The organism is Paenibacillus sp. MAHUQ-45, assembly GCF_058133325.1.
The window spans coordinates 269082-289600 of the sequence record NZ_JBYUPV010000006.1 but is presented as its reverse complement, the minus strand read 5'-3'; the positions used below and the strand labels follow the sequence as shown (position 1 = coordinate 289600).

Below are 20519 nucleotides of genomic sequence, written 5' to 3'. Positions count from 1 at the left end.
TATCTTTCTCTTGAAGTTACCCCTGTATAAACTAGGTCTTGATAGCCCCTGTTAATACCCCTTTAGCAAAATGCTTCTGTAGCAGTGGGAAGAAACACATGATCGGAACCATGGTTACGAATACCGCCGCCATTTTCATACCCATGGAGAATGACTGCTTGCCGGCAGCACCCAAACTGCTGGCATTGGCAGCGTTGACCTGAGCCTCCGTAATAATAGATCGCAGCACATTCTGCAATGGCATCTGATCCGCTTTTCGCAGGAAGATCATCGCTTCGTACCAGCCATTCCAGAAAGCTACACCATAGAACAACGTTATTGTAGCTACGATCGGTGCCGACAATGGAAGTACGACTCTGAAGAGAATCTTCCACTCACCAGCCCCGTCGATTCGTGCCGATTCCATCAAGGATTCAGGCAGACCGCTGAAATAGTTGGACATTAGAATCAGGTTGAACGCACTGAAGCTTCCCGCCAAAATGACGGACCAAAGTGTGCCTGTCAGGTGCAAATCCTTCATGATGAGATAAAGCGGTACAATCCCGCCGTTGAAGATCATCGTGAACAGGACAAGCATGAAGATCAGTTTTTTACCTGGAAACTTGCTTCTGCTTAGGCCATAGCCCATGCTTGTCGTCAAGAACAAGCTTAACGGCAGACCTAGCACAAGAATCTTCATCGTATTCAGATAACCCGTCCCAATGAGACCTTCTGCGAAGAGCGCTTTGTACGACTCCAGCGTCGGGTGTTTCGGGAATAGCATCAATGGATTGTCGGCATATTCCTTTTGTGTTGAAAAGGAAATCATGATTACATTCCAAAAAGGAATCAGGATGGCTAAAGCACCTACAGTCAGAATCGCGAAAATGACATAATCCATCGTCGTCATCTTCTGGCTGCCTACCTTAGCCTTGGATTTCTTGCTCATTTGTTTAACTCTCCTTTCTTACCGGAATAAACCGTCGCCGCCCATAAGCTTGGCAGCTCTATCAGCCAGAAGCAGTAATATCATGTTGACAATCGAACGGAACAGACTGACTGCGGTTGAGAACGAGAAGTCCGTTGCGGACTGGAACGTAATCCGGTAGATGTACACATCCAGCACTTCCGAGACATTCTTGGTCGCCGCATTTGCCATGTTGAAGATTTGGTCAAATCCGGAAGACATCAGACCACCTACTGACAGAATGAACATAATAGTAATGGTCGGCAAAATGTTCGGAATCGTAACTTTGAAAATTTGTTGAAGACGTGTAGCTCCATCAATCTGAGCGGCTTCATATTGATCCGTATCAATCCCGGAAATCGCAGCCAGGAAGATAATCGCTCCCCATCCGGCTGATTTCCAAATGTCTGCCAAATACAACATCGGTACGAACAATTTCTCGGAACCCAGGAAGTTGATGCCTGTTCCTCCGAGTAATTTAATGAGGCTGTTCACCAGACCATCATAAGAAAGAACGTTGATGACCACACCGGACACAACGATCCAGGACAAGAAGTTAGGGAAGGTAAATACAGTCTGTAGCGCTTTCTTATAACGGGTCATGCGCAGTTCGTTAATCAGAAGTGCCAGGATAATCGGGAACGGGAACTGGATGATCAGCTTGCCAATGTTAATGGCGAGTGTCCGCCAGACCGCATTAGCAAATGCCGGGTCCCGGAATACATATTTGAAATTTTCAAATCCTACCCAAGGACTGCCCCATATTCCCAAATTGGCTTTAAAATCCTTGAAAGCCAGCGACAAACCACCCATTGGAAGGTAAGCGAACAGAATTAACCAAACCAAACCTGGAAGCACCAGGGTGTACACCATTCTGTTCTTCCATATTTCCCTCATTAACAGCCGAAACTTGCTGTCATTCATGTTACTCCCCGGTAATGCGGCTGCGGGTTTCAAATTGCATCTCCTCACTCTACTTGAGACTTTTAGTTATACAGAAAATCAAAGGTTGTCTTCAGATGCTGCTCCCAGAAGCGCCACTCATGAGTTCCGGGTGTTTCAACATATCTGAAATCATAAGGTGTCGTCTCCATGTATGAGGCGAATTCCCGGTTCATCTCGGCAAAAGGGTCCTCCGAGCCGCAGCAGGTCAGAATGGCTGGCAGCGACCGGTTATCCTTCACCAGCTTGTCCGCAAGACTGCGGATATCCTGATCCGGCTTCACCTGCAACCCATGGCCAAAGACCCCCATCATCTCCCTCGACATCTCTGGGGCCATGTGCGGATCATTCAAGCGTTTCTGAAGATCAGTGACACCCGACAAGGATACGACCTTGCTGTAGCGTTCCGGATAAGTCAGTGCACATTTCAGTGCACCGTATCCGCCCATCGACAGACCGGCGATGAACGTCTTTTGCGGATCAGTTTCTAGATTGAGCAGACGTGCACAGAAATCGGGCAACTCCTGTGTAATATAGCGGAAGTAATCCAGCCCGTACTCCATATCCGTGTAGTAGCTTCTGCCCACTTGAGGCATAATCACCGTGCAGCCATATTGGCTTGCATATAGCTCTGCGGTGGTCAGTCTGTGCCAGGTGCTAGCATTGTCACCCGCGCCATGCAGTAGATAAAGCGTTCCGCCTGATCCTGTACCGGCATCAACGGGTGAGATGATATTGACTGTGGTCGTCATTCTCAAGGTAGGAGAACCTGTCTCAACAGTTAAAAGTGCCATATGCTATCCCCTTTTGTTCAATACTGACGCCGATTTATTTGATCTTTCTACAAGATCCACGCTTGACCAGCACAGATTCGAACACCGTGTGCTTGTTCGGAGATTGTCCTGAGATTAGGTCAAACAAAATTTCAACGCTGGCTTTCGCCATGTCCACACCCGGCTGGCTGATAGTATCGAGGGATGGGTGATAATACTCGGCCATCTCAATACCGTCAAAACCGATGATCGACACATCATTCGGAATGGAAAGCCCAAGTGACAGCAGCGCCTTGGCTGCTCCGATGGCAATCGTATCCGATGCTGCGAACACAGCGGTGATGTCCTTCTTCTTGTTGAGCAGGCGTTTGGTTGCTGTGAATCCCGAGCTTGGACTGTACTCGCAATCCTCCACCAACGAGGGATCATACTCAATGCCGTGTTCTTCAAGCGCCTTGATGTACCCCAGCAGGCGTCTGTTCCCAGTCGTATGCTGCACCATCGGGAATCGGGCCAGGAAGCAAATCTTCCGATGGCCAAGCGAGATCAGATAGCTTGTCGCTTTATACGACTCCTGAACATCATCAATGACCACACTGGAAAAGACCGAAGGATCGACATCCTTCGTCGTCGTGATGGTCGTAAGCACGAAGGGAATAGATAATTGCTTGAACTTTTCTTCTGAGTGGTCATAAGTACCGCCCATGAAAATAACCCCGTACAGATTCTTCTCCTTCACCAGTTGAAGGGCCGTGTTAATCTCATCCACCCCGTCTTCGACATGCTGGATCAAGAGCGGACAGCCGCGCAGGTTGACCTGGCGTTCAACTTCCTTGATCATGTTGGCGAAGAACGGGTTAGAAATCCCTTTAACCATGAGTGCAATCGTATTGGATTGTGTCTTTTTCAAGTTGCGTGCATTTCCGTTAGGAATGTAGTTGTATTCTTTGACAACCTCCATAACCTTGGCCCTGGTAGCTTCACTGACTACGCCGGTATTATTGATGACCCGCGAGACTGTGGCTATGCCCACACCTGATAGCTTGGCAATATCCTTAATATTCATGTTCTTTCTCTCCACTCCGGTTATCAAATTCTCATAACTTGAAATGCGGCTATGAAAACAACTAAAATCATGGGAAACGTTTCCCATGATAACAATAAGAAACTCTTCTCTAGCTGAATTCGCTTTCTTTGTACATTATGAACATCTTTATTGGGATTGTCAACAAAAACGTCCAAGATCAAAAAAGTACCAGTTTCATTTCCGCATAACATTTTATACACTTTAAATCATAATTTATTTCAATAACTAAAATATGGTACATTTAATGTTAATAACATCACTTAACCACCATATAAAACAGTTAATAAAACCCCGTATATGCTTATTCCTTTACTATTTCAGGAAACGTTTCCACTTGTATTGTTTCTCTATCAAGATGTACACTTATACAAGCATTTGCAGAAAGAAGGGAAATTATGCTTAATTTGAGCTCATTTGAAACCCTGATCCGGGATTCCGGATTGAATGTTTTTGGCATTCGTGTCTTGCAGCAAGGGAAGCTGCTGGGCAAGGTAGCGTTTGCGGAAGATATCCGCCGTATCCAGCATTCGGTCAGCAAATCCTTTACCGCTATGGCGGCTGGACTCGCGATTGAAGAAGGCAAGCTCTCGCTGGACACTAAACTTAAAGATCTTTTTCCCGAATATCCTCCTCTGCCCGGTGTCACGGATACTTCCATGCAGCCAGGTGAACTGACACTTTATAATTTACTCCGTATGTCTTCAGGACATGATGACCCGCCATTTAAGATGGAAGAGCGACCCACTATGCCCGAGAAAGATTGGGTAAAATACTATCTGTCCTTGCCGCTTGACCGTAAGCCAGGTGAAAAATTCATGTACAGCAGTGGGGACACGATTATGATTTCTGCTATGATTCAAGAGGCCGTAGGTGAAACTGTGAAAGACTATCTCGTTCCACGCCTGTTCGCACCACTCGGCATCCACGATGTCTACTGGGAGACTACCCCGCTTGGAAGAACGCTCGGCTGCGCAGGACTTGTAATCAATACGGAAGAATTGAGTCGCTTCGGACAGCTCTTGCTGCAAAGAGGGTCATGGGAAGGCAAGCAGTTGGTCCCGGCCGAATGGATCGATTATGTGACCGGAAAGCGGATTGATAACGATGGATCAGCAGATTGGGGACAAGGCTACGGCGGCCAGTTTTGGATGTGTACGCATCATGCCTACCGGGCAGATGGAGCCTATGGACAGTTCTGTATTGTCCTGCCGGACAAGCAAGCTGTCATCGCCATTAACAGCCAAGAGGAGAATATGCAAGCACTCTTGGATGCCGTATGGTCAGAGATATGGCCGCAGTTGTAAGCTGACGATAGCACTTCCACTCTGAAAAAATGACAACAAGCACAGAAAAAGCCTTCCAAATGGAAGGCTTTCTCATGACGTCCCGGAAGGGATTCGAACCCCCGACCGTGCGCTTAGAAGGCGCATGCTCTATCCAGCTGAGCTACCGGGACATGATTATGTATTAATGCAACGTTATCTATTATACCTGATTCAGCTTTTTTTTCAAGACATAACTATGGAAAGTCTAATTTTTTTTCATTTTCTTATCTAATTATCATCCTCTTCCGTTAGTTCTCGCGAGATCCCCCTAGGCAAAAGACCCGCTTTTGCGGGCCTTCGACAAAGCAAACCCAGACATCTTTATTAGGAATGTCCGCCAAAATGATCCTCAAGCTGCTTTTTTAAATCCCCAAAAATCATCAGCTCTCGCTGAAACTTCGATCGTTCCTCCTCAGGGCTCATGACAATGCTTCCGGTAAAGGCGCTTGAAGTCACATCCACAAAGGCATCATGCAGATTATTGTCGAACCAGTCCGTCGCAGTGTTGGCATCATTCGTCACAATGCGCACAATTTCATACCCGTCTTCGCGCTCATCCTCCACGATATATACAAGCAGCGCGGAATCCCCAGCAGCCCCTGGCAATACCCCTACCTCTGCGCATGGCGCACCGTCATATTCCGTCATTCTGCGGATTTTGGCATCTTTAATATAATACATTTCTTATCCACCCTTCCCGGCAAATTTCCCTCTCCCCTAGTGTTCGGATAAGGACATACATTTTATTCCTTGCTTCGGCATATATCTGTATTACTTGGCAAAAAGAAAGGACAACAATCGCACAAAAAGAGAGGATGAAACATCATGTGCGGAATAACCGGATTTATCCAGTGGCGCGATGATCTTACGCAGCACTCGGGACTACTGGTCAAAATGACCGATACATTGGCTAACCGCGGACCGGATGCAGCAGGCACCTGGATTTCTGGCCCTGTCGCCTTCGGGCATCGCAGACTTAGCGTAATTGATCCAGAGAACGGCGCACAGCCGATGATTACCCGCCATGAAGACCATACCTATGCAATCGTCTATAACGGAGAACTCTATAATGCACCCGAGCTGAAAAAAGAGCTGGTCGTGCGTGGTCATCAATTCCGCACGGAGTGCGACACCGAGGTTCTCCTCCATTCCTATATTGAATGGGGACCAGATTCCGTAGAGAAGCTGAATGGCATCTTTGCCTTTGCCATATGGGATGGCCGGCGGGAGCAGGTATTTTTTGCGCGCGATCGCCTTGGCGTCAAACCGCTTTTCTACAGTCAGGTCGATGATGTCTTCGTCTTCGGCTCCGAGCCTAAAGCTCTGCTCCAGCATCCCAAAGTACAGCCCGTCGTAGGACCAGAAGGACTGGCAGAAATCTTCATCATCGGTCCCGCCCGCACACCCGGGCAAGGCGTCTACAAGGATATGTTCGAGCTTCGTCCCGGCCACGCTATGATCTACAGCCGGGAAGGGCTGCGCAGCTATGCCTATTGGAAGCTGGAAAGCTTCGAGCATACAGATAATGAGCATGAAACTGCCGCCAAGGTACGCGAGCTGCTGCAGGATACGCTGGAGCGCCAACTCGTATCTGACGTACCAGTCTGCTCCCTTCTATCTGGAGGACTGGATTCAAGCGCCTTGTCTGCGCTGGCTGTCAGCTATTACAACCGCACCGGTCAGGGGCAAATCAACACCTTATCGGTCGATTATGTCGACAACGACAAGCATTTCAAGAGCCATACCTTCCAGCCCGGTGCAGACGGTCCCTGGATCAAGCGAATGGTGGATGAATTGAACACGAATCACCACTATATCGCTTTCGATACCCCGGAATTGGTCGAAGCCCTTGATAATGCCTTGTTCTCTCGTGACCTGCCCGGAATGACCGATGTGGACTCTTCCCTCTATTTGTTCTGCCGTGAGATTAAGAAGCAGGCAACTGTGGCCATTTCAGGAGAAGCAGCTGATGAGATCTTCGGCGGTTATCCCTGGTTTCACCGGGAAGAGATGCTCTCTTCCGGCACTTTCCCTTGGTCGGTAGCCCCGAAGATGCGGGCCGGGTTATTGTCTCCGGAAATCGGCGAATGGATTCGGCCACTGGAATATCTGGGGGATCGGTACAGTGATGCCGTCGCCGAAGTACCTGTCCTGGCTGGGGAAACCGGCAAGCAAGCGCAAATGCGTGTCATGTCCTACCTCAACATTACCCGGTTCATGCCGACCCTGCTGGACCGCAAGGACCGGATGAGCATGGGGGTAGGCCTGGAAGTGCGCGTGCCCTATTGCGATCACCGGCTCGTACAATATGTCTGGAACATCCCTTGGGAGATCAAAACTGTAGGCAACCGGGAAAAAGGCATTCTACGTAAAGCACTGGAAGGCGTCCTGCCAGATGATGTACTGTACCGCAAGAAAAGCCCTTATCCGAAAACGCACAACCCGGCCTATCTCCATGCCGTGCGGGAGCGGATGCTGAACATTCTCGATGACGCCTCCTCCCCGCTGCTTCCTCTGATTGATGCTGCCAAAATCCGTGAGATTGCCGCTTCGCCGGAATCCTCCACTAACCTGCCCTGGTTCGGGCAGTTGATGTCTGGTCCGCAGCTGTTTGCCTACCTGTCACAGGTAGATCTCTGGCTCCGCACATATAACGTAGCTATTCGTTAATTGCTACCTGTCGATATCCCCTACCAAAAACAGCAGGCTCCCATCTTGGGAGCCTGCTGTTGTGCCGTATTCGGGCTATTTATGCCTTTACTGAAGCAAAGGCGTTTTAGAAATTAACATTGTCCGGGTCCGGCCCAAATCGGCGGTCCTGATTCAGATCTTCCAGTGCCTTGACATCCTCATCACTGAGCGTGAAATCAAAGATGGCTGCATTTTCCTGAATACGGTTGGCATGAACGGATTTCGGAATAGTGATTACGCCCTGCTGGATATCCCAACGCAGCACAATCTGTGCAGGCGTTTTTCCGTATTTCGTCGCTAGTTCCTGAATCAGCGGAAGATCCAGGTTCCCTCGCATTAGCGGGCTCCAGGCTTCTAGTTGAATACCCTGCTCGCGGCTATATTTCAGCAATTCGCGCTGGGTCAGTAGCGGGTGGAATTCAACCTGGTTGACGGCAGGCACAACCCCTGTATCTTCTATAATATCCTTGAGGTGATGAATTTGGAAATTACTCACACCGATGGATTTGACCAAGCCCTCTTTTTGCAGATGGACCAATGCTTTCCAGGACTCGCGGTACTTCCCTGTAACCGGCCAGTGAACGAGATACAGATCAATAACCTCCAGGCCAAGCTTGCGCCGGCTGTCCTCGAATGCCTGAAGCGCAGACTCGTAGCCTTGATCGCTGTTCCACAATTTGGTGGTGATGAACAGTTCCTCGCGCGCCACTCCGCTCTCCCGTATGCCTCGTCCGACACCCTCTTCATTCTTGTAAACCGCCGCAGTATCAATACTACGGTAGCCTATCTCTAGTGCCGATTTTACCGCATGAACAACCTCGTCGCCATCCTCGGTCTTAAAGACGCCGAGCCCGAGCCACGGCATGGTCACTCCGTCATTTAATGTGGGGCCGCCCGTAAATGGTCCGTTCAATTTACTCATTGCTTCACCCTCCAAACGTGTATTGTTTGCTTCACCATACATAACCTTAAAACAGGTTCCGGAAGCTGGTACTTACCAAAAATAAGTATAGCAGATTGTCCTTCAAAAAAAAAAACAAACAAAAAAAAACGTGGGCAATCGCTGCCCGCGCCTGTCTCCTACTTCTCAATCAACTTGAAATCATCAAAATGGAACTCTGGCGATACAATGCACGACACAAGCGCTGGCTCATCACCAAGCGTCCGGGCCGCCTGCCACGCCCCTGCCGGAACAACCGCCTGCGGCTGTTGGCCGGCTGCGATATCCGTACCTAGAATTATTTCCTGTACGTCTTCCGGCTTATCTCCGGTCCCGCCAATACTCAAGACGATCGGGCTGCCGGAGTGCCAAAGCCAAATCTCATCAGACAGCACAGTATGCCAATCAGAGCTTTCATCTCCATGTAGCAAAAAATAGATGGATGAGGCCGAGCCCCGCGGGCCGGAATAGGCCTCTCCAAGTGTGCTTTGCGGGATTTCAAAAGAAGATACCCAAAGCCTTTTGTACCAGCCGCCTTCGACATGGGGCTGCAAGCCTAGCGCCTCCACTAACGGGGAAATTTCTTTTTGTGTCAACTGAATTCTCTCCTTACTCGTTTGGGAAAATTAACCGGCCCATTTGCCCGGTTTCGCTTCCACTTTAACGGAATAAGGCACCTTTGTCTATCGTCTGCTTACTTTCCGTCCTTGCTGGCCTTGAATACTTCAGCAATCGCCCCAAGACTACCCAGAGTCTCCACGGTGCTAGACGGCAGGAACACTTTGTTCGCCGGTCCCTTGGCGATTTCAGTCAGAGCCTCGAAGGAACGGTACGCCAATACATTTTCGTCCAGACCCGCATTACGAAGGAGCTCAATCCGCACCTTTTCCGCTTCAGCAACGGCTTGAATCGCCTTCGCTTCACCCTGGGCTTCCAGCTCCTGTGCTTGACGCAAACCTTCCGCTTCGCGGATACGGGCTTCCTTATCCCCTTCCGCCTTCAGGATCTTACTCTGCTTGTCGCCTTCCGCGCGCAGGATCATGTCCTGCTTGGCAGCTTCCGCTTCCAGCACGATTGCCCGCTTGCTGCGCTCTGCCTTCATCTGCTTATCCATCGCTTCTTGAATATCCAGCGGCGGCTTAATGTCAATGACCTCGACGCGCTCAATCCGCACGCCCCATTTCTCCGTTGCTTCGTCCAGAGCAATCCGGATCTCGGTAGAGATTTTTTCCCGGCCAGACAACGTCTCATCCAGCTCCAGCTTACCGATAATCTGCCGCATCGTTGCCGTGGAAATGTTGCGCACCCCATATACATAATCGGAGATGCCGTAAGTAGCTTCTTCCGGTCCAACCACCTGATAGAAAATAATTGTATCAATCTGTACCTGCACGTTATCCTTCGTAATCACTGTTTGCGGCGGTACATTGGCTTGTTGAATCCGCAAATCATGGTAAGTGCGCACCTGATCAATAACTGGGATAAGAATATTCAGACCTGGTTTTAACAGACGGTGAAATTTACCGAGACGCTCGACAACCCCCACCCGCTGCTGTGGTACAATTTTGACCGTCAACGCTACAAATACAACCACAACAAACAGTACGACTCCAACAATGATCCATTCCATTCTTACACGCCCCCTATCGTTCTACTTCAATAATGGTACTGCTTCTTCCAATGATTCTGACAACTTCATCTTTGTCCAGCACCTGTGACGAGGTTGCACTCCACGTATCCCCGCCAACCTTGACTTGGCCATAACGTCCCGGTTCAATCGGCTCGACAACAATCCCCTGTCTTCCGACAATATCCGTCCCTGCATCCTTGAACCCCCTGGAACTTCGAAACCTTGCCACCAGCGGCTTGGAGAACAGAGTCAAACCAACGGCTACCAGCGAGCCAAGCACTACTTGAAACAGAATAGCATCAGGCACGATAAGCGAGACCAGACCCGCGACTGCAGCACCAATGCTTAGCCAAAGCAGATAAAACGTAAGCGTCATCATTTCTACAACGAGCAGGAGACCGGCTACAATAAACCAGACAGCCCAAACGACCATGAGGTACCACCACCTTCCCTATATACTACTATAACGAAAAAATTGGCAGTGCGTTGCATCCTTTGAAAAAAAAGTCGCCTAAAGTATCCATATCATATATATTGCTCTGCCTCGTGAGTTATGTGTCAGCCTGTTATTTCATCTAAAAAGATATTTTAGACCCAAAAGCCAACAAATCAAAAGCAAATAGACTAATAGATTCCTTCAATCCCCCTCCGAAGTAAGAATAGGTATACATCAACATGGATTAAATGACTCAAAAGGGCAACTAACATCCCATGAACTACTAAAAACGACGATTACATGAATATACCAAAAGGATTTTTATGAGCATTAGTCCAAATATTTGAAAATTTTATCCCTCTATGATGTAATTTTATCCCTAGCATATTAACAAAACTTAACCGAAAATAGAAATTACCTTCACCGCTTCATATGTATATCATCCTTCTAATTCAACTTTCCCTATCCCTTCCAGACTTTCTTGGCATTATCCCAACCCCTACAAGACGTGTTACATTCCAGAAGTAAGGAAAATTAACATTTCGCACGAATAATTACAGGAAGCGCTTACAATTAAAGAAATTGGGTTACTCTATCATTTTTCTGCCAGCTTTATATTGTATTAGCTTGTCGAAATGCTAGACGGCAACAGGGTGAGGGTAAATCTTAAACCATGGGGGTGAGCGCCAGAACTTCTTGCTGTAAGGATTCCGGTCCAAACATTGAATCAGGGAGGTAGTTCGTCAATGATATTTAAGAAAAAAAGCTCGCGCAAAACTTTTGCCATCGGAATGGTCGCAGCACTTCTGGTTACCCTCTTCTCCGCTCTGGGCGCAAACATCAAGACTGCCAATGCGGCACAGGATTATAAACTGGTTGGTTATTATCCTTCGTGGGCTGCCTATGCACGCAATTATAACGTATCGGATATCGACCCTACCAAGATGAATGTAATTAACTACGCGTTCGCTGATATCTGTTGGAATGGCATCCACGGTAATTCCGACCCTACCGGCCCAAATCCCGTAACCTGGACTTGTCAGAATGAGCAAGCCCAAACTATAAATGTTCCAAACGGTACGATTGTTCTCGGCGATCCTTGGATTGATGCCGGAAAGAGCTTCGGGGATGACAAATGGGATGATCCCATCAAAGGCAACCTGAAGCAGCTCTGGAAACTGAAGGAGCGAAATCCGAACCTGAAGACCGTTATTTCTGTCGGCGGCTGGACCTGGTCGAACCGGTTCTCCGATGTTGCCGCATCGGCAACAACTCGTGAAGTATTTGCCAACTCTGCTGTTGATTTTATCCGCAAATATCATATGGACGGTGTCGATCTGGACTGGGAATACCCGGTGAGCGGTGGTCTGGCTGGCAATAGTGTTCGTCCTGAAGATAGAGGAAACTATATCCTGCTGCTGCAAAAAATCCGTGAGAAGCTGAACACAGCGGGTCAAGCAGACGGCAAAACCTATTTACTGACCATCGCCTCCGGTGCGGGTCCGTCCTATGTAGCCAACAACAATCTGGCTGGCATTGCTTCCGTTGTTGACTGGATCAACATCATGACCTATGACTTCAACGGAAGCTGGAATCCAACTACCGGCCACAATGCTCCACTGTACTACGACTCTGCGGCGGCATCTTCTGGCTTGACCGATCCTCTGAACTACAACATTGACAAGGCAGTAACCACTTATCTGGCAAATGGCGTGCCAGCTAGCAAGCTTGTACTGGGTATGCCATTCTATGGACGCGGCTGGGGCGGAGCGCCAAGCACAGGTAACGGTCAATACCAGGTATCCTCTGGTATCTCGAACACCGGCACCTGGGAGAACGGCAGCTATGACTTCTATGATCTTGAAACTAATTATATTAACAAGAACGGCTATACTCGCTACTGGAATAACACCTCAAAGGTGCCTTATCTCTACAATCCTACGACCCGAACTTATATCAGTTATGACGATGTGGAGTCCTTCGGGTACAAAACCAGCTACCTGAAATCCAAAGGTCTGGCCGGCGCGATGTTCTGGGAAGTCAGCGGCGACCGTAACAAAACGCTGCAGAACAAACTCGTGGCGGACCTGTCTGGAGGTGTCGTGCCGACCCCTTCGCCAACCGCGACACCGTCGACAACGCCGACGCCGACTCCAACAGCAACACCGACAGCTACGGTGACACCGACGGCTACACCAACTGTAACGCCGACGCCGACAACTACGCCGGGTCAATGCGCAACAGCCTGGAGTGCCACAACGATTTATACCCAGGGGCAGCGCGCTTCCTATAACGGATCGCTCTACGAGGCCAAATGGTGGACCCAAGGTGACCGTCCCGATCTTAGCGGCCCTGATGGTGTATGGAAATTCATCAGCGTATGCGGCGCTCCAACACCTAGCCCAACAGCCACTGTAGCGCCAACGCCAACAGCAACGCCGACGCCTACCCCAACGCCAACTGCAACGATAGCTCCGACAGCAACACCGACACCAAGTCCTACGGTAGCTCCAGGCGGTTCCGCCTGGGCGGCAGGTGTAGCGTACAAAGTCGGTGATGTGGTCAGCTATAGCGGCAAATCCTATACTTGCCTGCAGTCCCACACTTCCATTGTAAGCTGGGAGCCGGCCAATACACCGGCCCTGTGGAAACTGAACTAGACTTAGTGCATGACCGAGTTAACATTGGTATATGACTGAATGCCACGCTATTTGATTACGGCGCTTTCCGTAGCACACTTGATCCCGAATGCTTATGACACTCAGGATTGACGTCCGGGGAGCGCCGTCTTCTTCATACGGCCAGAATGCCATCATTCCCTACATTCCAAAGGAGGAGTGACCGATGAAAACAAATGCACGTTTAAGGCATCCGCACTTCGTTCGTTTTTTCGCCGTTATGCTGAGTCTGATTCTTCTGATTCCGCTGTATGCAGGTACAGGTACTGACTCACAGAGCGTTGCCCGGGCCGAAGGAGCAAGCGCTGTCGCAGTTCCGCCTGCTCCAGATCATCCCCGCAAGATTGTCGCCTATTTCCCAGAATGGGGAGATCAGGCGAACAAAGGCTTTTTCACTGTCGATAAAATTCCGTGGAGCAAAATCACCCATATTAACTATGCGTTCGCCCAGGTGAGCGCCCAGAATAAAATAGAACTCATGGACCGCACGGCGGCCATTGAGAAGGATTACCCCGGCCAATTGACCACACTTCCGTTTAAAGGGCATTTCAACCAGCTTATCAAATACAAGCAGCTCTATCCGGATGTCCGAACCTTGATTTCTGTTGGAGGCTGGGCCGGTTCCGGTGGATTCTACAACATGGCCAATTCAGAAGCCGGACGGGAAACTTTTGCGAACAGTGTGATTAGCTTCTTGCGCACCTACCAATTCAACGGCGTGGACATCGACTGGGAGTATCCGTCTGGGACGGCACAGTCCGGAAATCCAAATGATTTTGGGGCAGCGGAGCCGCTGCGCGGTGTCAATTATAACAACTACGTCCTGCTTATGAAGAAGCTGCGGGAGAAGCTGGACCAGGCCGGTGCACAGGATAACCAAAAGTATGATCTGACTGTCGCTGCCACAGCCTCCTCCTGGATTCTCGGCGGCATGAAGCTGGGGGAAGCTAATCAATATCTGGATTGGGCTAACCTCATGACCTATGATTTTCACGGCGCTTGGAACGGTTATGTTGGACCGCATTCCGCCCTGTACCCGGATTCCCGAGATACAGAGACAGCCGCACTGGGGACGCCCGTCCTGAACACCGACTGGGCCGTCCGATACTACCTGGGTACTCTGCCTCCGGAGAAAATTGTTATCGGCGTTCCCTACTATTCGCGGGGCTGGAAGAATGTGAGTGGCGGCATTAACAATACCGGCCTCTACGGTACAGCACCGACCGCGGGAGGCGGCGCAGACGGCGATTATGGGATCTGGAATGATCCAGCACCAGAACAGCCGGCCGGAGCAAATCCCATCTGGCACATACTCAATTTGCTCAAGGATCCAGCGAACAAGCGTTACTTCGATCCTGTAACCAAGACGCCTTATATTTACAATGCGGATAAGAAAATATTTTTGACCTATGAAGACCAGGAATCCCTTGGCTATAAGCTTGACTACATCAAGCAAAAGGGCCTCGGCGGGATGATGTTCTGGGAGCTGACCGGTGACTACTCCCAACAAGCGAACGGCACCTACACGTACGGCACCTCATTGACGGATTACGCCTATAATCAGCTCAAGAATGCTACCCTGCCGGGCGGCCCCGCCAAGCCGCAGCTTCCAGCACCGAAGAACTTCAGCATCAACTTTAGCGGGACTTATGACCACCCCAACTATACCTATTCTCTGAAAATCACAAACAACACCGGCGCCGATATTCCAGGAGGTTGGAAGCTGGAATTCGATTTGCCTACCACTACCACCCTGACTTCCGCCTGGGGAGCAGGCACTGTGGAACAAATTGCTACGGCCTGGGACTTCAACCGCTACCGTATTACTGGTACGGCTAGCCAGACTCTCGCAAATGGAACAACCTTGGACATTCCGGGTATGATGAAGCTGAATTTTTCCGGCGGTCCGCAACGGGTCACACTTAACGGAAGCTCATCTCAGCAGGAGTACGATAAATTGTATGGAGGCGTAACGCCAACACCGACGCCAACACCAACCGCTACACCTTCTGCCACACCGACGGCTAAACCTACAACTGCACCAACATCAACACCGACACCGACGCCAACTGCTACTCCAACCGCAACGCCGACACCTAGCGCCACACCAACGCCGGGGTCATGTACGGCTGCAGCCTGGAACGCTTCAACGATCTACACGCAAGGACAGCGTGCATCCTACAACGGCTCATTGTATGAAGCAAAATGGTGGACTCAAGGTGACCGCCCTGATCTCAGCGGTCCAGATGGCGTCTGGAAATTCATTGGTGCTTGCGGGACGCCGACAGCAACACCTGCTGCCACTGCAACCCCTTCACCAACTGCAACAGCAGCGCCAACCGCAACGGTGACACCTACACCTTTGGCTACGCCGACACCGACGCCTTCGCCTGCTGGCACAGCCTGGGCAGTAGGCGTTGCCTACAAGGTAGGTGACACAGTCACCTACAGTGGCAAGACATATGCCTGCCTACAGCCCCACACCTCCCTGGCAGGCTGGGAACCTGCTACCACTCCTGCACTCTGGAAGCTGCTCTAGCTGACTTCAGCCACCCGGACTGATTTCACCACCCGGACTGACTTCAGGCCATTGTGAGGGTATAGGATTTAGCATAAAGGGATTTTGACGATTGGATAGCAGGAAAATATACCGTTAAATACGTTCGCTCACCTCATTCATCTCAAATAACTGGATTTTCTCCCGTTAAAAACCTCTTTTATCCGTAAAATAGGTGAATTCGGGGAAATCAACGTGAGTCTCTCAGACCGTTGAGAAAGTAGTTGTTTTGAGAAAATCCATAATACCCTTGATTAATGAACCTAACTCGAAATCAGGACTTGTTTCTTGTTCCCTATGGTAACGGACCTCAGATACGTTATTTCCCAACAACTGACCATTCTAGAATGTAACGGACTCCAGAGGCGTTATGTGCAGAAATCAGGTGTAAAATCCACGGTTTGGGAGGAAATAACGGCACCTGAGTCCGTTACATGTTCCAGAAGCTGCTTGATGTGTAAATAACGGCGCTGGGGTCCGTTAGCCCCCATGCATAAGTCTCCAACCTTCTGAAGCAGTGTTTTGACAAGGATTGATGATGAAGCTGAGCCTGATTTATAAGGCTATTTCGCATCAACAATCGTAGAGAATGGTGTTTCTCGACAGTCTGAGTATTCTCCAGTTATTTTGAGAAAAGAGGCGGATTTAGCCAAAATAACAGGCGCCATTCCTGTTATTCCCATGCCCTTTCGAGCGAAATTGATCTTTCAGCGCATTTGTCATCTGCAGAGTTAACCTTTTGTGAATGAAGGATTCAAAAGGGTTCAAAGGAAGTTCTAGGTGTTCTAAAATACGCTTAATACTGAAGATTTTCATAAAGCAAAATAAGCTTGCAGAACCAAGGCTCACGCCTTGTCCTGCAAGCTTATTTATGTACCCGTAGCTCCTGCTAAACGGGGAGGCTCTAGAATTCGCGTTGTCTTCTCACTTACGCTAACACAAAGCGATCAACCCTTAAGGCTGTACGCCGCCTTGCGCCGCAAGCTTCTCGGTCAGCGCTCGAAGTGCTGCGCCCCGGTGGCTGATGCCCTGCTTCTCAGTTAGCGTCAGTTCCGCCATTGTCTTCTCATAACTTGGTAAGTAGAATAGCGGATCATAGCCAAAGCCGCCAGCCCCGGAAGGCTCAGAAGTAATCCAGCCGTCCACCGATCCTTCTGCCGTAAGCTCCTGCCCCGTGGACGGATCATAAAGTGACAAGGTGCACACGAACCGGGCCGTGCTCAAGAGCGGTTGGTCGGTATCCTCCCCCTGCTTCAGCCCTTCCAATTCACCGAGCAGCTTCAAGTTATTGTCCGAATCTGTGGCACCTTCACCGGCATAACGGGCGGAATAGACACCTGGTCTGCCATCCAGCGCATCCACACACAGGCCGGAATCATCAGCAAGTACTGGAAATCCGAGGGCATCTCCTACTGCCTTCGACTTCTTGAACGCATTCGCTGCAAAAGTCTCGCCATCCTCTACCACATCAGGTAGCTCAGGGTAGTCATACATGCTCTTGACCGTCAACCCCAGCGACTCAAAGGCATGCTGGAATTCACGCAGCTTCCCTTTGTTCTTTGTAGCCACAATAAGAATGTTTCCTGCGGAGCTCATACTAGACCTCCTGACCCGGCTGACCCGATTGGATTTTCAAAGCGATTTCGCCCAGAACTTCCTTCTGTGCAGCAATCAGCTCATGAATCCCCTTCTCGCCTAGTCCCAGCAACTGATCCAGCTCCTGGCGCGTGAATGGTCTGTCTTCGCCAGTGCCTTGCAGCTCCACAAATGCACCGCCGCCGGTCATAACAACATTCATATCGACTTTCGCTTTGGAATCCTCTTCATAGTTCAAATCAAGCAGGGCTTTATCCCCCACCACACCGACACTGATAGCTGCGAGGTAGTCCGTAACAGGGAATTGACTCAATTTGCGGTCCTGTGCCAGCTTGTTGATGGCGAACACCATAGCTACAAATGCGCCTGTGATCGAAGCGGTACGAGTTCCCCCGTCCGCCTGAATCACATCACAGTCCAGCGTGATGCTCCGCTCGCCCAAGGCCTGCAGATTCACAACGGAACGCAATGCCCGGCCGATCAGCCGCTGAATTTCCATCGTCCGGCCCGTCAGCTTACCACGAGCGGCTTCACGCTGGTTACGAGTCTGGGTTGCCCGTGGGAGCATGGAATACTCTGCAGTTACCCAACCTTTGCCTTGTCCCTTCAGAAAGGGTGGAACCTTCTCTTCCACTGTCGCTGTACAGATCACCTTGGTGTCGCCCATCTCTATAAGCACAGAGCCCTCGGCATATTTATTTACTTGGGTCGTTATCTTCACGTGACGCAATTCGTCGACGTTTCGCCCGTTTGATCTCATCTTTTCTGCCTCCTACATCGAATAGCTAAAAGTTTGTCCTAGCCGTTTCCCCACGCGCCTGCCGTGGCTTGGACCACGGGCGCAGGCGTACGTTTTTTGCGCAACCTTTATTCTACCAAAGAGCAGGCACAAAAGCATCTTTTTGACCGCCATAATCAGTGATCAGAGCGGCAGCTCGTTCACATATTCCGGGGCCGAAACCGGCTTGCCGTAATCCACATGATCTGTTCCAGTCACCGCAGTCTTTCCGTTCATCACAATCTGTACAAGGGAATCCGCTGAATTCTGGGCTACCGTAAGTACGACAGATTCCAGCATTTCCGCTGGTACATCCTTGGCATCCGCGAACATGTCGTCACGCAGCGATACGGTAACCACACCGTTTTGGCCTGCATCCACAGAATCCAGCTTCGTTCCTTCCGTCATCACCATCTGCAGACCGTTGTCTGATTCCGGGCCTGTAATCAATTCATTCAACGCTGCCTTGAGCGGCTCCTGCGCTGGGTCTACAAAACGGGTTACTGGAACATAATATTGAGTGCCGTCAGGCGATGCTGCGGAAAAATAAACCGTAACCGCACTGGAATTCATGACATTCGTGCTGTGTTTTGGCAGGTTGATGCCCATAGTGCGAGAGAGTGGGCGATCCAGCGGTGTGCCCTTGAGCGGCATTTCGGTCAGTTTTTTGCCGTCGACCCAAAGCTGAACGCCTTTGATATCGTCCTGTCCGGTCAATGTCCAGGTGATCGCCTCTAGCAGCTTGCGCTCATCCCTAGCTTCATAGGAGCCGAATGAATCATTGAACTCGACTACGGCAAGTCCCGTTGCAGGATCGACAGTGACGTTCTTCACAGCTGTTCCGGCGGGCAGTACACCTTGAAATCCTGTCGGAAGGGAAGCAGCCAATGGGCCTTGGCTTACCAGTGCGGTAAGCGAGTTCTTCAGCGTAGCACTCTTATCACCCTTGGGAAGCGCGAGCGAGATCGGGGCCAGCAGACCGTGTTCATCCTCCAGATACACTGTAGTGCGTGGACCGTCGGCCTTTGCAGCCGATGCCTTCTTATCCTTGCTTGCAACGTTGCCTGTATCTTCTTCCGTCACCCGCCCCATCACACCGGAATCCAGTGTAGAGCCCCCGCTGATCTGAAGCATCTGTGCTTCGACCTCACTTGGCGGCGGATCAACCGCGGCAGATTCAGAGCCAAACCAGGTGCAGCCGGAGAGCGTGAGCGGAACAGCCAATAGGCAGGCTGCGGACAAGCCGCGGATATATTGCTTTCGTTTCATAATGAATTGCCCCTTTCAAGGTTGGATAAGCATTTAATACTGCTATGTATACGAGCCCTCCCTCCAAAAAATAACAAGAGCTTATCCTAATTTCGCCTTTCTGGACAAAACTGTGCCGTATAAGTAAAATTCCAAGTACAGCGGAAAGATCATATCGACATGAACCACCGCTGACAAACCAACGACTCATTAACGGGGTGACTGAGCATGGCTGATGCAAAAATGCCTTACAGTCTGAACAGCAAGGCGGTCGCAGACGCAACCTATGCCTGGCTGCACAAACGTGGAGTATCACTGCTGGAAATTGCAGAGCTGGTAATGCTGCTGCAGCAAAAATATTATCCGGGCCTAACGATGGACGAGTGTGTTCACAATGTCGAGATGGTGCTGAGCAAACGGGAAGTACAGAATGCAGTGCTGACCGGCATTCAGCTGGATATTCTGGCCGAAGAAGGCAAGCTCTTCTCGCCGCTTCAGGATATGATTGAAAATGATGAGGGATTATACGGGGTAGATGAGATTCTGGCCTTTTCCATCGTCAATGTGTACGGAAGTATCGGCTTCACCAACTACGGCTATGTAGATAAACTGAAGCCGGGGGTACTGGAGCGTCTGAATGACAAGAGCACAGGACAGGTCCATACCTATCTCGATGATATTGTCGGCGCTGTGGCCGCAGCAGCGAGCAGCCGGATTGCCCATCGCAAGCAGGCCGAGCGGGAACAAGATTCTGGGCTGGCGCATCATTCAGAGGGCAGCGAACCTGCCGACAGTAAGACGACACCTCAGGACGGGGAGCAGCCGGAATAATAGTTAAGCCTGCATTGGTGCAGCAGAGTTCCAGCAGCTTACACCAGGTCACAGCAGGAGC

The 20519-nt window shown here is 50.1% G+C and carries 18 protein-coding genes and 1 tRNA gene; 5 read left to right on the top strand and 14 right to left on the bottom strand.

The genetic code is table 11. The features are described from left to right. Positions 1-31: 31 nt before the first annotated feature. The 4 genes from AC3Y23_RS15685 to AC3Y23_RS15670 are packed head-to-tail and all read right to left on the bottom strand — an operon-like array spanning position 32 to position 3727. Positions 32-928: a carbohydrate ABC transporter permease gene (locus AC3Y23_RS15685; protein ID WP_379200467.1), complete on the bottom strand. Its 897-nt coding sequence runs from the start codon at positions 926-928 to the stop codon at positions 32-34. 18 nt (positions 929-946) lie between these two features. After that, the gene (locus tag AC3Y23_RS15680; RefSeq protein WP_379200465.1) at positions 947-1903 is read right to left on the bottom strand and encodes an ABC transporter permease; all 957 of its coding nucleotides are present in this window, start codon (positions 1901-1903) and stop codon (positions 947-949) included. Between the two features lie 29 nt (positions 1904-1932). Beyond that, the gene (locus AC3Y23_RS15675; RefSeq protein ID WP_379200463.1) at positions 1933-2682 is read right to left on the bottom strand and encodes an alpha/beta hydrolase; all 750 of its coding nucleotides are present in this window, start codon (positions 2680-2682) and stop codon (positions 1933-1935) included. A 34-nt stretch (positions 2683-2716) separates the two neighbouring features. Next, positions 2717-3727, bottom strand: coding sequence for a LacI family DNA-binding transcriptional regulator (locus AC3Y23_RS15670; RefSeq protein ID WP_379200461.1), 1011 nt, complete (start codon positions 3725-3727; stop codon positions 2717-2719). Positions 3728-4143: 416 nt separating this feature from the next. On the opposite strand from AC3Y23_RS15670, the gene AC3Y23_RS15665 reads away from it, so the two are divergent. Further along, a complete protein-coding gene (locus tag AC3Y23_RS15665; protein ID WP_379200459.1) occupies positions 4144-5052 on the top strand; it encodes a serine hydrolase domain-containing protein in 909 nt (302 codons plus the stop codon). A 78-nt stretch (positions 5053-5130) separates the two neighbouring features. On the opposite strand, the gene AC3Y23_RS15660 is transcribed toward AC3Y23_RS15665, so the two are convergent. Both AC3Y23_RS15660 and AC3Y23_RS15655 read right to left on the bottom strand, forming a co-directional pair. Beyond that, positions 5131-5204, bottom strand: a tRNA-Arg gene (locus AC3Y23_RS15660). Positions 5205-5397: 193 nt separating this feature from the next. Further along, entirely contained in the window at positions 5398-5754 is a 357-nt protein-coding gene (locus AC3Y23_RS15655; protein WP_379200457.1) for a hypothetical protein, read from the bottom strand. 144 nt (positions 5755-5898) lie between these two features. Between AC3Y23_RS15655 and asnB the strand changes: the two genes are divergently transcribed. Beyond that, positions 5899-7743, top strand: coding sequence for an asparagine synthase (glutamine-hydrolyzing) (gene asnB, locus AC3Y23_RS15650; RefSeq protein WP_379200455.1), 1845 nt, complete (start codon positions 5899-5901; stop codon positions 7741-7743). A 106-nt stretch (positions 7744-7849) separates the two neighbouring features. Here the strand turns inward: asnB and AC3Y23_RS15645 are convergent, their stop codons facing one another. The 4 genes from AC3Y23_RS15645 to AC3Y23_RS15630 all read right to left on the bottom strand — a co-directional run bounded on the left by AC3Y23_RS15645 (position 7850) and on the right by AC3Y23_RS15630 (position 10767). Continuing rightward, on the bottom strand, positions 7850-8686 hold the full coding sequence (locus AC3Y23_RS15645) for an aldo/keto reductase (protein WP_379200453.1): 837 nt from the start codon (positions 8684-8686) through the stop codon (positions 7850-7852). Between the two features lie 158 nt (positions 8687-8844). Next, on the bottom strand, positions 8845-9300 hold the full coding sequence (locus tag AC3Y23_RS15640; protein ID WP_379200451.1) for a cupin domain-containing protein: 456 nt from the start codon (positions 9298-9300) through the stop codon (positions 8845-8847). A 98-nt stretch (positions 9301-9398) separates the two neighbouring features. Next, positions 9399-10334: an SPFH domain-containing protein gene (locus tag AC3Y23_RS15635; protein WP_379200449.1), complete on the bottom strand. Its 936-nt coding sequence runs from the start codon at positions 10332-10334 to the stop codon at positions 9399-9401. A gap of 13 nt (positions 10335-10347) precedes the next feature. After that, positions 10348-10767 (bottom strand): NfeD family protein, encoded by a 420-nt coding sequence (locus AC3Y23_RS15630; RefSeq protein ID WP_379200447.1) that lies wholly within the window; start codon positions 10765-10767, stop codon positions 10348-10350. Between the two features lie 749 nt (positions 10768-11516). Between AC3Y23_RS15630 and AC3Y23_RS15625 the strand changes: the two genes are divergently transcribed. Further along, complete coding sequence (locus AC3Y23_RS15625; RefSeq protein WP_379200445.1) at positions 11517-13430, top strand: glycosyl hydrolase family 18 protein; 1914 nt, start codon at positions 11517-11519, stop codon at positions 13428-13430. Positions 13431-13614: 184 nt separating this feature from the next. Further along, positions 13615-15987, top strand: coding sequence for a glycosyl hydrolase family 18 protein (locus AC3Y23_RS15620; RefSeq protein WP_379200443.1), 2373 nt, complete (start codon positions 13615-13617; stop codon positions 15985-15987). 386 nt (positions 15988-16373) lie between these two features. Here the strand turns inward: AC3Y23_RS15620 and AC3Y23_RS15615 are convergent, their stop codons facing one another. The 4 genes from AC3Y23_RS15615 to AC3Y23_RS15600 form a co-directional block, all read right to left on the bottom strand. Next, positions 16374-16496, bottom strand: a complete 123-nt coding sequence (locus AC3Y23_RS15615; protein WP_379200441.1) for a hypothetical protein — start codon at positions 16494-16496, stop codon at positions 16374-16376. Positions 16497-16959: 463 nt separating this feature from the next. Continuing rightward, positions 16960-17601: an XTP/dITP diphosphatase gene (locus tag AC3Y23_RS15610; RefSeq protein WP_379200439.1), complete on the bottom strand. Its 642-nt coding sequence runs from the start codon at positions 17599-17601 to the stop codon at positions 16960-16962. Between the two features lies 1 nt (position 17602). Next, positions 17603-18361, bottom strand: a complete 759-nt coding sequence (gene rph, locus AC3Y23_RS15605) for a ribonuclease PH (protein WP_379200437.1) — start codon at positions 18359-18361, stop codon at positions 17603-17605. A 162-nt stretch (positions 18362-18523) separates the two neighbouring features. After that, entirely contained in the window at positions 18524-19648 is a 1125-nt protein-coding gene (locus AC3Y23_RS15600) for a GerMN domain-containing protein (protein ID WP_379200435.1), read from the bottom strand. A 207-nt stretch (positions 19649-19855) separates the two neighbouring features. Between AC3Y23_RS15600 and AC3Y23_RS15595 the strand changes: the two genes are divergently transcribed. After that, complete coding sequence (locus tag AC3Y23_RS15595) at positions 19856-20458, top strand: phosphatidylglycerophosphatase A family protein (protein ID WP_379200433.1); 603 nt, start codon at positions 19856-19858, stop codon at positions 20456-20458. The last annotated feature ends 61 nt before the right edge of the window (positions 20459-20519 follow it).